10 protein-coding genes are annotated in these 14,908 nt (G+C 65.6%); all 10 read left to right on the forward strand.

The window, feature by feature from the left end:
* Positions 1-89: 89 nt before the first annotated feature.
* The 10 genes from QCE88_RS34095 (at position 90) to QCE88_RS34140 (ending at position 14,747) form a co-directional block, all read left to right on the forward strand.
* On the forward strand, positions 90-515 hold the full coding sequence (locus QCE88_RS34095; RefSeq protein ID WP_309909824.1) for a GFA family protein: 426 nt from the start codon (positions 90-92) through the stop codon (positions 513-515).
* A gap of 217 nt (positions 516-732) precedes the next feature.
* The gene (locus QCE88_RS34100; protein WP_309909826.1) at positions 733-2,307 is read left to right on the forward strand and encodes a S53 family peptidase; all 1,575 of its coding nucleotides are present in this window, start codon (positions 733-735) and stop codon (positions 2,305-2,307) included.
* A gap of 83 nt (positions 2,308-2,390) precedes the next feature.
* The gene (locus QCE88_RS34105; protein ID WP_309909828.1) at positions 2,391-4,100 is read left to right on the forward strand and encodes a S10 family serine carboxypeptidase-like protein; all 1,710 of its coding nucleotides are present in this window, start codon (positions 2,391-2,393) and stop codon (positions 4,098-4,100) included.
* Between the two features lie 458 nt (positions 4,101-4,558).
* Positions 4,559-6,049 (forward strand): efflux transporter outer membrane subunit, encoded by a 1,491-nt coding sequence (locus QCE88_RS34110; protein ID WP_309909830.1) that lies wholly within the window; start codon positions 4,559-4,561, stop codon positions 6,047-6,049.
* A 102-nt stretch (positions 6,050-6,151) separates the two neighbouring features.
* Positions 6,152-7,348 carry an efflux RND transporter periplasmic adaptor subunit gene (locus tag QCE88_RS34115; RefSeq protein ID WP_309909832.1) on the forward strand — a complete coding sequence of 399 codons (1,197 nt, stop codon included), beginning with the start codon at positions 6,152-6,154 and terminating at the stop codon, positions 7,346-7,348.
* A gap of 10 nt (positions 7,349-7,358) precedes the next feature.
* Positions 7,359-10,658 (forward strand): efflux RND transporter permease subunit, encoded by a 3,300-nt coding sequence (locus tag QCE88_RS34120; RefSeq protein WP_309909834.1) that lies wholly within the window; start codon positions 7,359-7,361, stop codon positions 10,656-10,658.
* 33 nt (positions 10,659-10,691) lie between these two features.
* Positions 10,692-11,357: a TetR family transcriptional regulator gene (locus QCE88_RS34125; RefSeq protein WP_309909836.1), complete on the forward strand. Its 666-nt coding sequence runs from the start codon at positions 10,692-10,694 to the stop codon at positions 11,355-11,357.
* A 37-nt stretch (positions 11,358-11,394) separates the two neighbouring features.
* Entirely contained in the window at positions 11,395-13,518 is a 2,124-nt protein-coding gene (katE, locus tag QCE88_RS34130; protein WP_309909838.1) for a catalase HPII, read from the forward strand.
* Positions 13,519-13,701: 183 nt separating this feature from the next.
* Complete coding sequence (locus QCE88_RS34135; RefSeq protein WP_309909840.1) at positions 13,702-14,235, forward strand: hypothetical protein; 534 nt, start codon at positions 13,702-13,704, stop codon at positions 14,233-14,235.
* A gap of 245 nt (positions 14,236-14,480) precedes the next feature.
* Positions 14,481-14,747, forward strand: a complete 267-nt coding sequence (locus QCE88_RS34140; protein ID WP_309909842.1) for an RNA-binding protein — start codon at positions 14,481-14,483, stop codon at positions 14,745-14,747.
* Positions 14,748-14,908 lie beyond the last annotated feature (161 nt).

The raw sequence follows: 14,908 nt of genomic DNA on the forward strand, positions 1-14,908 counted from the left end.
AGTGCCATCTCCGATCGTGAAGGGTTATCGTAACAAACCAGGGGGCGCGGCAGGCGCGCCGGTGCAACGATCATTCCCGGGAGAGCACGATGAATGTCAAGCAGCGCGACGAAACGAATGCAGCGGTTCACGAGGGCGGCTGCGCATGCGGCGCGTTCCGCTTTCGCGTGACAGCTTCGCACAAGCGCGTCGGCATGTGTCATTGCATGACGTGCCGGCAGGTGCATGGGTCGGCCTTCGGCGCCTACGTGATCTATGCGCGCGGCGATGTGACGATGAGCGGCAGCGTATCGACCTGGCAGAGTTCCGAGGAGGGGCGGCGGCATTTCTGTCCGGTGTGCGGCTCGGTGGCGTATATGGAATTCGTGTCGCGCGACGAAATCGATCTGCCGCTCGGCGCATTCGATCACACCGGCGTGTTCGAGCCGGACTACGAGTTGTGGTGCAGGCATCGCGAGCCATGGCTGCAGCAAGGCGCGCGGCCCGAGTACGAGGAAGAGCGGCCGTCGCACTGAGCGCGGGTTCATGTGCTGCCGGGATCCCGCATTCCGGGACATCGTTTGTCTTGCTGGAACTGCATGCTCTCGCCAACGGTCCGAGCAATTGCATTCGCGCCCGGAAAATAAGACGATGAGCGACGTGCGTGCAGCACGCTGCAACAAGCGCCGGCCGGGCGAGAGCGGCAGGATCGGGCATCGATGAACTGCAAGGCCAACGAGGAGGTTCGACATCATGGCGAAGCAACCGGTCAGCGGCAGCGACAAGATTCATCCCGAGGGCGCGAAGTGCATTGGCGCGTGTGATCCTGGCGAGCAGATCGAAGTGATCGTGATGCTGCGACGCAAGGACGAGGCAGGCTTCAAGGCGATGATGGCGCGCATCGACGCGGGCGAGGCGCCCGCGCAACCCGTTTCGCGCGCCGAGTTCGACAAACGTTTCACCGCGTCAGACGCCGACGTCGACAAGGTCAAGGCCTTCGCGAAGCAATACGGCCTGAGCGTCGTGCGGGCGGAAACCGAGACGCGCAGTGTCGTGCTGAAAGGCACCATCGAACAATTCCAGAAAGCTTTCGATGTGAAGCTCGAACGCTTTCAACATCACAACATCGGCGAGTATCGCGGCCGCGCAGGTCCGGTGAACGTGCCCGACGACATGCATGACGCCGTCACCGCCGTGCTCGGCCTCGACAGCAAGCCGCAGGCGCGTCCGCACTTCCGGTTCCGTCCGCCTTTCCAGCCCGCGCGCGGCCCGGCGCCCGCGTCGTTCACGCCGGTCGATCTCGCGCGCCTCTATGACTTCCCCGAAGGCGATGGCGCCGGGCAGTGCATCGCGATCATCGAACTGGGCGGCGGCTACCGCGACAGCGATCTCAGCGCGTATTTCAAGAAGCTCGGCGTGAAGGCGCCGAAGGTGATTTCAGTCGGCGTGGACAACGCGAAGAACGCGCCCACCGGCAACCCGAACGGCCCTGACGGCGAAGTGACGCTCGACATCGAGATTGCCGGAGCCATCGCGCCGGGTGCGCGCATCGCCGTGTACTTCGCGCCGAACAGCGACGCCGGTTTCGTCGATGCCGTCAATCGCGCGCTGCACGATTCCACCAACCAGCCTTCGGTGATCTCGATCAGCTGGGGCGGCCCCGAGTCCAACTGGTCGTCGCAGTCGATCAGCGCCTTCAACGCGGTGCTGCAAAGCGCGGCCGCGCTCGGCGTCACCGTGTGCGCGGCATCCGGCGACAGCGGCTCGTCCGACGGCGCCAGCGACGGCGCCGACCATGTCGACTTCCCGGCATCGAGCCCGTATGTGCTCGGCTGCGGCGGCACGAGTCTGACGGCCTCGGGAAGCGGCATCGGCAGCGAGGTGGTCTGGAACGACGGCGATCAGGGCGGCTCGGGCGGCGGTGGCGTGTCCAGTGTCTTCGCGCTGCCGGTGTGGCAGAAAGGACTCTCGGTCACGCGCAACGGCAGGCATGCGGCGCTCGCGAAGCGCGGCGTGCCGGATGTGGCGGGCGACGCCTCGCCGCAAACCGGCTACGAAGTGCTGATCGACGGCGCGGAGACGGTGGTGGGCGGCACCAGCGCCGTCGCGCCGCTATGGGCCGCGTTGATCGCGCGCCTCAATGCGCTCAATGGGTCGCCGGCAGGCTTCGTGAATCCAAAGCTGTACAAGGCGCAGACCGCGTGCCGCGACATCACGGAAGGCAACAACGGCACGTTCTCGGCTTCGGCCGGCTGGGATGCCTGCACCGGCCTGGGCAGCCCGGACGGCGGCAAGATTGCCGCGGCGCTCAAGTCGGCCAAGGGCTGAGCAGGTTGGAATTGAGTTGAAGCATCGAGCAGGCATTACCGACAGTGAACAACAACCACGACGACGATTCTGGAGCGACGACGATGAACTCCGATCCACTGGCAGCGAAGCACCCCTCCGCCGAAGCGGCGCCTGCATCCCAGGCGGCGGCCCCGGCGGCGAAGAAAGCGGCGAAGAAGCCCTCGGCCGCGAAGCAGGACCAGCCGTATTTCGATCCGGTCGCCTACGGCAATGGTCCCGACGACGCCGTCCAGGCCAGCGAGGCGGACGAGAACGCGGCCATCACGCATCACAGCGTGAGCATCGGCGGCGCGAAGATCGCCTATACGGCGACGGTCGGCCATCTGGTCACGGTCGATCCAAGCAGCTCGAAGCCGAACGCGAAGATGTTCTACGTCGCGTTCACGAAGGACGGCGCGAAGGAAGAAGCCCGGCCGCTGATGTTCTTCTATAACGGCGGGCCGGGCTCGTCGTCGGTGTTCGTGCTGCTGGGTTCGTTCGCACCGCGCCGGATCAAGACCGCCATGCCGAGCTTCACGCCGCCCGCGCCTTACCAGATGGAAGACAACCCGGACAGCCTGCTCGACCGCAGCGACCTGATCTTCATCAACCCGGTGGGAACCGGCTACTCGGCCGCCATCGAGCCGAACAAGAATCGCAATTTCTGGGGCGTGGACCAGGATGCGGGATCGATCGCGCAGTTCATCAAGCGCTATCTGACGAAGAACAACCGCTGGAATTCGCCCAAGTTCCTGTTCGGCGAATCCTATGGCACGGCGCGCAGCTGCGTGCTCGCGTACAAGCTGCATGAGGACGGCATCGACCTGAACGGCGTCACGCTGCAATCGTCCATCCTGGATTACGCACAGGCGGGCAATCCTGTCGGCGCCTTGCCGACCGCAGCGGCCGACGCGTGGTATCACAAGAAGCTCGGCGTGCATCCGACGCCCACCAATCTCGTCACCTTCGCCGAAGAGGTCGCGGAGTTTGCGCGCACGGACTATCTGAATGCGCTGCGCAAGTTTCCGCAGACCGACGACGAGCTGGTGGAAAAGCTGTCCGAGTACACGGGCATCGAGAAGGCGACGCTGCTGGCCTGGAGTCTCGACATTGCCGCTTACGACAGCCGTGGCAATTCGCTGTTCCTGACCACCTTGCTGAAGGCGAAGGGCGAAGCGCTCGGCTCGTACGACGGGCGCGTGACGGCCATCTCGACAGGCATCGCGGGCAAGATCGATCCGAACTCCGGCGGCAACGATCCGACCATGACGGCGGTCAGCGGCGTGTACACGACGATGTGGAACAGCTATCTGAACGAGCAGCTGAAGTTCACGTCGACGTCATCGTTCACCGACCTCAACGACCAGGCGTTTCTCAACTGGGACTTCAAGCACACGGACCCGACCGGCGCGCAGAAGGGACTCGATGCGAAGGGCAACGTGATCCTCTACACGGCGGGCGACCTGGCGGCGGTCATGGCGCTGAACGTGGACCTGAGAGTGCTGTCGGCGAACGGCATGTACGACTTCGTGACGCCGTTCTATCAGACCGTCATCGATCTGCAGCAGATGCCGCTGATCGACAAGACCGTGCGGCAGAACCTGGCGGCGACGTTCTATCCGTCGGGGCACATGGTCTATCTCGACGGCGGTTCGCGGACACAGTTGAAGGCGGACGTGGCGAAGATGATCGATGAGACCACGGGCAATCATGCAGCGATGACGCGCATCATCGCGCTGCAGAAGGTCACCGCGGACAAGCTCGGCGCGCTGTCGCCGGCTGCGGGCGGCTGACGCGCATCGCGCGGCTTCAATTGCGGGATCCCGCTGCGTCGCCGAAAGCCGGTTGACGCAGCGGCGCCTGCGGTAATCCTTTCTTTCTTCGGCATCCTTCCTTCATTCGATCCGGCGTCCTGACGCCGGTCGATAACCTCCTCTGCCTGCGCAACGGTCTTCATGCCGAAAGACCTTGCACATCCATCGTGTTGAAGAATCGATCGGAGCGAATCTGCGATTCGCCTCTGCCTCGTCGAAATCGGCGCGTGACGTCGCTAAGATTTCCTCGTTCATGTCGGCGAAGCACGCCCAGCCTGTCCAGCCTCATGCCACGTAGCGTCAATGCATAGCGCATTGAAGACGCTGAACGCGGACATCCAGTTCAACTCGCACTACACGGCCAATGCAATAAAAAGAGTATGTGCGTGAAAAAAGCTTTTCGGCTCTTCGTACCCGTGTCCGCAACGCGACGCCGCATGACCTGGCGTCGTGCAGCGGCGAGCGGCATCGCGCTCGCCGTGCTGATGCCGCTTGCATCGTGCATGCTCGGTCCGGATTACCAGCGGCCCACGGTGCAGGTGCCGCAAGGCTTCAAGGAAGGCGTCGAGGAAAGCGTCGAATGGCAGCGCGCCGATGCGAATCCGCAAGCCGCCATCGACAGCACCTGGTGGCGCATGTATGGCGACGATCGCCTGAATCAACTCATCGAACAGGCCTTGCAGGCGAATCAGTCGATTGCGGTAGCCGAAGCGGCATATCGCGTCGCGCTCGCGACGGTGGCGGCCAACCGCGCCGGCCTGTTTCCGACCGTCACGGCGGGCCTCGCCGGGACGCGTTCCGGCGGCGCCGCGCAGGCGGCGGGCGCGGCGCGGAACTCGGGCGCGCCGACCGCCGCCGTGCCGGGCAACAGCGCCGTCGTGCTCGGCTCGGTGAGCTGGGAACTGGACCTGTGGGGCGCGGTACGGCGCCAGATCGAGCAGGCTAGAGCAACCGCGCAGGCTTCCGACGCGCAACGGGCCGGCACGCGCATCTCCATCGCCGCGAGTCTGGCCACCACGTATTTCGAACTGCGGCAGGCGGACTACGATCTGCAGGCGCTGAACGCGCAACGGGACATCGACGCGCGGCTTCTCGCAATGACCCGGACCGCGCTGGCCGAAGGCTATGCCTCCAGCGACGATGTCCTGTCCGCCCAGCAAAGCTTCGAAACGATCACCGCCCTGCTGCAGGCCACCGCGACGACGCGCGAGCAGGACGAACACGCGATCGCCGTGCTGACCGGCGTGCCGCCTGCGTCGTTCAGCATCGCCGCCGATCCGGACTATCGCTTCGCTGCGCCGGCTGTGCCGCTCGCGCTGCCGGCGCAGTTGCTCGAACGACGCTATGACGTGGTCAGCGCCGAACGATCGGCGGCGGCCGCCAATGCGGGCATCGGCGTGGCGGTGGCCGCGTTCTTTCCGACGCTCTCGCTGTCCGCCGACGGCGGCTTCGCGCACGACACGCTCGCGCATCTGTTCACCGTGCCGTACCGCTTCTGGACGCTGGGCCCCGATCTCGCGCAAACCCTCTTCGACGGCGGCGCGCGCACGGCCGCCGAACACGAGGCCCGCGCGCGCTACGACGAAAGTGTCGCGACGTATCGCAATACGGTGCTGGCGGCGTTCCAGAGCGTCGAAGACAGCCTGTCGTCGATCAATCATCTGCAAACGCAGGAACACGCGGTTGCGAACGTGCTGAACGACAACCTGCGACTGTTCGCGAGCAAGCAGGCGCAATTCGACGCCGGCGCGGCCAGTCAGCAGGACGTGCTCACGCAGCGCCTGATCTTGACCCAGGCACGGCAGAGCCTGCGCGATACGCAGGCTCTGCTGACGCAAAGCCATGTCCTGCTCGTGAAGAATCTCGGCGGCGGCTGGCAGCAGGATCACGCCGGCGTCGCTGCACACGCCGCCGCTGCCTCAGGCTGACCCGGCGGTCGCGCGTGGGCTCCACACGACCGGGCGGCGAGCGGCGGGCGTGACGGGAGGAACAAGCCGCTCGCATCCGTCACCCGCAAGAGCGGAGCTCCTATGAAGTCACGCTGTCGACGCGCGACCCTGTCGTGCCTGTGTCCGATCGTGCTTGCCGCCTGCTCGAAGAGTCCGGCGCCGCCCGCGCCGCCGCACGTCGCGACCGTGACGGTGCAGGCGCGCTCGGTGCCGCTCGAACGAAGTTTTGTCGGGCGCCTGTCGCCGTATTACAGCGCCAACGTTACCGCGCGCGTGTCCGGACTGCTGCTCAGGCGCGATTACACCGAGGGCGCGCCGGTGCAGGCCGGGCAACTGCTGTTCGAGATCGATCCGGCGTTCTATCGCGCGCAACTCGACACGGCGCTCGCGGTGCTGGCGCAGGACCGGGCCGTGGCCGTCAACAACCGGATCACGGCGGCGCGCGATCGCAGGCTGCTGCCGGTCGGCTCGGTGTCGCAGCAGACGGTCGACAACGCCGACGCCGCCGAGCGGAGCGCCGCGGCCAAGGTGCAGGCCGACGAAGCGGCGGTGCAGAGCGCGCGCGTGTCGCTCGACTACACGCGCGTGACCGCGCCGGTCAGCGGCATCGCGGGGCAGCAGCAGGTCACGGCGGGCGCCGTGGTGGGCAGCGGCACGTCCGACAGCGGCGGCAACGGCACGCTGCTCACGACCATCCAGACGATCGATCCGATGTACGTGAACTTCACGATCAGCTCGGCCGATCTCGCCACGCTGGAACAGCCTTCGAGCCGGCCGGCGATCGAACTCGCGCAGCCCGCCGAGACCACCGTGCGCATCGCGCTGCCCAACGGCGCGCTGTACGGCAGCGCCGGGACGCTCGACTTTTCCGGCGTCACGGTGAATGCCGCCACCGGGGCAGTGAATCTGCGGGCGCGGGTCGCGAACCCCGAAGGGCGTCTCCTGCCGGGCATGTACGTGACGCTGACCGTCGACCTGGGACGGCAGAACGGCGTGTTCCTGATTCCGCAGCAGGCGCTGCTGCGCGATACCGCCGGCGCCTACGTGCTGACTGTGGGCGCGAACGACGTGGTGGCGCGCCGCGACGTGGAGGCCGCCGAAAGCCACGGCAACGACTGGATCGTCACGCGCGGACTCGGTGACGGCGACCGGGTCCTCGTGACCGGGCTTCAGGCGGCGCACGAGGGGGCGAGGGTCGTGCCCGTCGCGTGGCAGCCGGTCACGCCGGCTTCGCCCGGCGTGACGCTCGCGCCGGCTTCGTCCGGCGTGACGAAGTAGGAGGCCGCTCATGCCGAGTTTCTTCATCGACCGTCCGGTGTTCGCGTGGGTCGTCGCCGTGCTGATGTCGCTGTTCGGGATCGTTGCGGTGCGCAGCATGGGCATTGCGTCATATCCGGACATCGCACCGCCGCAGGTGACGGTCACCGCGCAATATCCCGGCGCCAGCGCCGAGACCATGGAATCGACGGTCACGCAGGTGATCGAGCAGCAACTCACCGGCATCGACAATCTGCTCTACTTCAGTTCGACATCGGGATCGAACGGCCAGACGCAGATCACGCTCAGCTTCGCGACGGGCACCAACCCGGACATCGCTGAGGTGCAGGTGCAGAACCGCGTCGCGCTGGCCCAGCCGCTGCTGCCTTCGCAGGTCACGCAGCAAGGCGTGGTGGTCGCGAAGTCGAGCCCCGACATCCTGATGTTCATCGCCTTGCAGTCGAACAATCCGGGCATCCAGTCCGGGGAACTCTCCGACATCGTCGCCTCGCGGATCCAGCCGGCCATCGGCCGTGTGACGGGCGTGGGCAACACGACGCTGCTCGGCTCCGAGTATGCGATGCGCATCTGGCTCGACCCCGACAAGCTGCAAAGCTACGGACTCTCGACCTCGCAGGTCTTCAATGCGGTGGCCCAGCAGAACGCGCAGTTCCCGGCCGGCTCGCTGGGCGCGGATCCGGCCATCGAGGGACAGACGTTCACGGCCACCGTCTCGGGAGACACGCTGTTCTCGTCGATGAAGCAGTTCCGCGACATCATCGTCCTGTCGAACAGCAGCGGCACGACGGTCAGGCTGAGCGACGTCGCGCGCATCTCGTTCGGGCCGCAGACCGGCGGGCTGGCGGCGTCCTATCGCGGGAAGCCGGCTGGCGGCATGGCGGTCTTCCTGTTGCCGGGCGCCAACGCGCTGGAAGTGGAGCGCGCCGTAAAAAGCGCGATGACCACGCTGGCGCGCGACCTGCCCGCCGGCGTCACATGGTCCGTGCCGTACGACACCACGCCGTTCATCACGGCATCGATCGAGGACGTGGTCCGCACGCTGGCCGAAGCCATCGGGCTGGTGTTCCTCGTCATGCTGGTGTTCCTGCAAAACCTGCGCGCGACGATCATTCCGGTGCTGGTGATTCCGGTCGCGCTGCTGGGCACGTTCATCGGGCTGGCCGCGCTCGGCTTCACGCTCAACCAGCTGACCCTGTTCGGCATGGTCCTCGCGATCGGTATCGTGGTGGATGACGCGATCGTCGTGATCGAGAACGTCGAGCGCATCATGAGCGAGGAGGGCACGCGGCCGCGAACGGCGACGCGGAAGGCCATGAAACAGATCACGGGCGCGATCGTCGCGATCACCGTGGTGCTGACAGCGGTGTTCGTGCCTTCCGCGCTGCAACCGGGCGCGACGGGCATCATCTACGCCCAGTTCGCGCTGACCATCGCCATCTCGATGGGCTGCTCCGCGTTCCTGGCCATGTCCTTCACGCCGTCGCTGTGCGCGGCGATCCTCAAGCCGCATCACGGGACGAAGAAGAACGCGTTCTATCGCGGCTTCGACTGGCTGTTTGACTGGACCGCCGCGCGCTACGTGGCCCAGGCCGGCCGCATGATTCGCCGGGCGCCGCGCTGGATGGCGGCGTTCGCGCTGGTCACGGTGCTGGCGGGCTTCCTGTATGCGCGGCTGCCCACGGGCTTCGTTCCGGACGAGGACCAGGGCTTCGTGCTTGCGCTCGTCAACCTGCCGCCCGGGGCGACCTTGCAACGCACCGCGCACGTGATGGACGAAGTGCGCGACACGCTCGCCCGCAGCGACGTGAGCCATGACATCGCCGGGATCTTCCAGCCGGAGGGTTTCAGTTTTGTCGGCACGAGCGAGAACGTCGGCATGGCCTTCATCCAGCTCACGAACTGGGACAAGCGTTCCGCGACCGCCATGGCGCTGATCCCGCGCATGAACCGGATTCTTTCGAGCATCGCCGACGCGCAGATCTTCGTCGTCAATCTTCCGACCATCCGCGGCCTGAGCCAGTTCGGCGGCGTCGACATGTATCTGCAGGCGCGCGCGGGCCAGTCGCGCGCCGAGCTGGGACAGGCGGAACACACCCTGCTCGCCGATGCCGCGAAAAGCGCCGTGCTGGCAGGCATCCGTCCGAACTCGCTGCCTTACCAGCAACAGCTGGACATTGCGGTGGACCGGACGCAGGCGCAGGCGATGGGGCTCTCGCTCACGGATGTCTACCAGACGCTCGGGATGGAGCTGGCGCCGTCCTACGTCAACCAGTTCACCTACGGCGGCCGCGTGAAGCGGGTCTATCTCCAGGCGGACGCGCCGTACCGGATGGGACTCGATGCCTTTCAACATCTGTTCACGCCGGGTTCTTTCGCGGCCAACGGCACGAGCAACGCGACGCCCGCGACGCGCGGCTTCGCGACGCCGGTCGATCCCTCGCCCGCCAATACGTCGATCGCGCCGTACAACATGGTGCCGCTCGCGAGCGTCGTCGCGGCCAAATGGGCCTACGGTCCGATGGCGCTGCCGCGCTACAACGGCTATTCGGCCATCGAGATCGTCGGCAATTCGGCGCCCGGCTATTCCACCGGGCAAGCGATGAACACGCTCGATCACATCGTCGATCATGGACTGCCGCACGGCTTCGCGGCGAACTGGACCGGGCAGTCGTATCAGGAATTGCTGTCAGGCTCGTCGGCGACGCTGTTGATGGCGCTCTCGATCGTGGTGGTGTTCCTGTGCCTGGCGGCGCTTTATGAAAGCTGGTCAATTCCCGTCTCGGTGCTGCTCGTGGTGCCGCTCGGCATGCTGGGCATGCTGGTGTTCTGCCGGCTCTTTGGCGTGCCGAACGACATCTATTTCAAGATCGGGCTCGTCACGGTGATCGGGTTGGGCGCCAAGAACGCGATCTTGATCGTCGAGTTCGCTGTCGACGGCCAGAAGGACGGGCTGACCCTCCGCGAGGCAGTGCTGCAGGCCGCGCGCCTGCGTCTGCGGCCGATCCTGATGACCTCGCTCGCGTTCATTCTCGGCGTTCTTCCGCTCGTGCTTTCGTCGGGTGCGGGGGCGGTGTCGCGGCATGAGATCGGCACTGGGGTGATCGGCGGCATGCTGTTCGCCACGGTGTTCGGTCTGCTGCTGATTCCGGTCTTTTATGTGAGCGTGCGGCGCATGCTGGGCGACAGGCTCGATGAAGTCTCGCCGCGCATGACGCGCCACGGCCGCGATGAAGACGATGACGGCGACGGCCCGCACGAGCCGCACGGGTCCTCGGGCGGCGAAGCGTCGGCGGAGGGCAAGCCGGCCTGACGCGCGGGGGCGCGTCGGGCGGTGCGACGGCGGATGAAGCGAACACGACACGAAGCGCTTGCCACGCGCGAGCTGATTCTCGACGCAGCCGAACGCGTATTCGCCGAGCAGGGCGTATCGGGCGCCACGCTGGACGCCGTCGCGCTGCGGGCCGGCTTCACGCGCGGCGCGGTCTACGGCCATTTCCGCAACAAGAGCGCGTTGCTGGCCGAGGTGATGCAGCGCGTGACGCTGCCGATGGACGCGTTCGCCAGCACCATCGCAGATGGCACGAACCCGGACCCGCTCGGCGAGATCCGGCAGCGGCTGTTGCACTTTCTGGGCACGGCCGTCGTGGAGCCGCGCAACCGCCGCCTGTGCGAGGTGCTGTACACGAAATGCGAGTACACGGAAGTCACGGCTTGCATCTTCGACAGGCAGCGCGACGCGGCAGTCGACGGCCGGGAGCGGTTCGAACGCTGTCTTTCGCATGCGATTACGCGGGGACAGTTGCCGCCCGGCCTGGATGTCGAACGCGCGGCCGGCGTGGTCCTTGCATTCCTCGGAGGCGTGTTGCGGGACTGGCTGCTACAGCAAAGCGCGATCGCCCTGCCGCGTGATGCCGCGTATCTGACTGATGTTTGCATCGGCATGCTGAGGCTCGTCCCGTCATCGTGCCGATGCCGTGCGCCGGAACAGGAACGTTGCTTGCGCGGGTGAGGGACAAACAGACGAACCTCACCCCGGAGTTCCCCACATGGCAACAAAGAAGCAACCGGCGAGCGGCGTCGCTCGCGCGCCTTCGCACAGCAACAGCAACGCGAAGGTGGAAGCGCTCGAAACCTTTCGCACCGATGCTACCGGTCAGGCCCTGACGACCAATCACGGCGTCAAGATTGCCGACAACCAGAATTCCCTGCGTGCCGGTGAGCGCGGTCCGTCGCTGCTCGAAGATTTCATCATGCGTGAAAAGATCACGCACTTCGACCACGAACGCATTCCCGAGCGCATCGTGCATGCGCGCGGCTCGGCGGCGCACGGCGTGTTCAAGGTGTACGAATCGCAGGCCGCGCTGAGCAAGGCGGCGTTCCTGCAGGATCCGACGAAGGAAACGCCCGTGTACGTGCGCTTCTCGACCGTGCAGGGTTCGCGCGGGTCGGCCGACACCGTGCGCGACGTGCGCGGCTTCGCGGTCAAGTTCTACACCGAGGAAGGCAATTTCGATCTGGTCGGCAACAACATGCCGATCTTCTTCATTCAGGACGCGATCAAGTTCCCCGACTTCGTGCATGCCGTGAAGCCCGAGCCGCACAACGAGATGCCGCAGGGCGGCTCTGCGCACGACACCTTCTGGGACTTCGTCTCGCTCGTGCCGGAATCGGCGCACATGGTGCTGTGGGCCATGTCCGACCGCGCCATCCCGAAGAGCCTGCGGACCATGGAAGGCTTTGGCATCCATACGTTCCGGCTGGTGGACGCGCAGGGCAAGGGACGCTTCGTCAAGTTCCACTGGCGGCCGACGATCGGCTCGGCGTCGCTGCTGTGGGACGAAGCGCAAAAGCTCGCAGGCAAGGACCCGGACTATCATCGCCGCGACCTGTGGGAAGCGATCGACAACGGCGATTATCCGGAATGGGAACTGGGCGTGCAGATCGTCGAGGAAGAGGACGAACACAAGTTCCCGTTCGACCTGCTTGATCCGACCAAGATCATCCCCGAAGACCTCGTGCCGTTGCAGATGATCGGCAAGCTGACGCTCAATCGCAATCCCGACAATTTCTTCGCGGAGACCGAACAGGTGGCGTTTTGTCCCGGACATATCGTGCCGGGCATCGACTTCACCAACGATCCGCTGTTGCAGGGTCGGCTGTTCTCCTACACCGATACGCAGATCAGCCGTCTGGGCGGTCCGAACTTCCACGAGATTCCGATCAACCGGCCGCTCGCGCCGATGCACAACGGCCAGCGCGACGCGATGCATCGCATGACGATCGACAAGGGACAGGCGTCGTACGAGCCGAATTCCATCGATGGCGGCTGGCCGAAGGAAACCCCGCCGGCCGCCGCGGGCGGCGGGTTCGAGACCTACACGGAGCGCGTGGAAGGCTCGAAGATCCGCGTGCGCAGCCCGTCTTTCAAGGACCATTATTCGCAGGCGACGCTGTTCTGGAACAGCATGACGGATCCGGAAAAGGATCACATCGTGGGCGCTTACTCGTTCGAGTTGAGCAAGGTGGAACGCAAGCCCATCCGCGAGCGGCAGCTCGGCATCCTCGCCAATATCGACGCGACGCTCGCCTCGCGCGTCGCCGAGAATCTCGGTCTGCCCGCGCCGAAGAAGAGCGCGAGCGCCGAGGAACTGGGCACGCCGTCGGTGAACGAGTCGAAGGCGCTGTCGATCGTTGCCAAGACGCCGCCTTCCGTCAAGACGCGCAAGGTCGCCATTCTTGCCGCACCGGGCGCGGACGCGGCGACCATTCAGGCGATCAAAGACGCACTCAAGGCAGAAGGCGCGCATGGCAAGGTCATCTCGCCGACGCTCGCGCAACCCGCCCAGGGCATCGAACCGGACGCGACCATTCTCGGCATGCCGTCGATCATGTTCGACGGCGTGGTCGTCGCCGGCGGCAAGGCGAGCGCGAAAGCGCTGTCCGAATCCGGCGACGCGCGTCATTTCGTGCTCGAGTCCTTCAAGCATCTGAAGGCCATTGGCGCCGTCGCTGACGGCGAAGACCTGCTGGCGGCCTCGCATCTCCCGTCCGGCGATGACGGCATCGCCGTGGGCAGCGACGTCAAGGACGTGATGAAGCGGTTTATCGAGGCCATGGGCCAGCATCGCGTCTGGTCGCGCGCGCAGAAGGCGGAGTCGGTGCCTGCCTGACGGCTGCAATGGGAAACGGCACGCTTTCGGGCGCCGTTTCCTGCCTGTATCGCCCGGTCCGTTTCGTGGCCCGCAAGCGATGCTTCGCGTGCGGCGCGCCATTCATGTGTTTTAATTGACCCTCCGATCTGCTCAATAACAAAGCGGCGCCGTCCGGCCGCACGATAGATTGCACCGAGAGGCATGAATCGAAGGGATAAGAAATTCATCGAGAGGCGCAAGCGGCGCACCGGGCGTGCCCGCTTCTCCATGCGCGCGGCGCTGGCCTGTACCTGCGCGATGTTCGCGTTCGCGCCGGGCATGTCGCGGGCACAGCGCGCGGAATGGCTGGATGCGCGCGTGACCCAGGCGACCATCGTCGACACGATCTGCGTGCCGGGCTATGTGGACCGCGTGCTGCCGTCGTTCGAAAGCCAGATGCGGCAGAAAGAGCGTCTGCTCAAGCAGCGCAGCATCGATGCGTCGTTTGCATCGGAATATGCGCTCGATCACCGGATGCCCGTGTTGCTGGGCGGTTCGCCCAATTCACCCGCCAACCTCGACCTGCGCCGCTGGGAAGGGCGCGCGGGCCAGCGTCGCAAGGAACGGCTCGCTGTCTATCTGAAGCGCTGCGTCTGCACCGGCGACATCACGCTGAAAGACGCACAGTCCGCGATGGCAGGAGACTGGCCCAATCGTTACCCGAATCTGTCCAGCATGTCGTGCAACGGCGAGTGATGCATCGGCCGCGGTCATTGCTCTCGGTATCCATCCGATTGGGAAGTTCTATCGAAAAAGACGGAATGTCGCGGCTCGATGCCGGTCTACGGGAATAGACTGAGCAAACCCGTCACTTGCCGTGGAGCCATCATGATCGTCGTCACTGTGTCTCTCTTCATCGTCGGCACGCTTGCCGCGCGTCATATGCAGCAGCGTCGCGCGAAGCCTGTACCGGTCCGCGTACGCGCAAGAAGGTGACGCCGATGAACCTCCTCGTCTGGAATCTTCCCCTGCGCTGCGCCGCGCGCGATGTGCGGCGCTTCCTGGAGCACGAAGTCGGCGATTACGCGAGCGATATCCAGGTCCATGGCGCGGGTACCGTCGATGCCTATGCCACCGTCCGGCTCGACACTGATGTGCCCTACATCGGCGAGGCGATTGCCCAGAAGCTGTGCCACCTGCGTCTGCTCGACGCTCCACTGCGCGCCCGTGCATCCGCTTCCGGCGATGCCTCCATCCGGCTGCATTGAGCGCCTGTCTTCCGGCGTGCGTGATCGGCCGGAATGAACCTTGCTGCGCCTCGGCTGACGAACGTTGGACGTGCGGCCAAGCCGGTGCCTCGACGACACCGGCTTTTTCGTCGCCATAGGCACGTGTCCGCGAGGCGGGTGCGTGCTTCCATCGACTAAAG

The sequence above is a fragment of the Caballeronia sp. LZ035 genome (assembly GCF_031451175.1).
Taxonomy (GTDB): Bacteria; Pseudomonadota; Gammaproteobacteria; order Burkholderiales; family Burkholderiaceae; genus Caballeronia.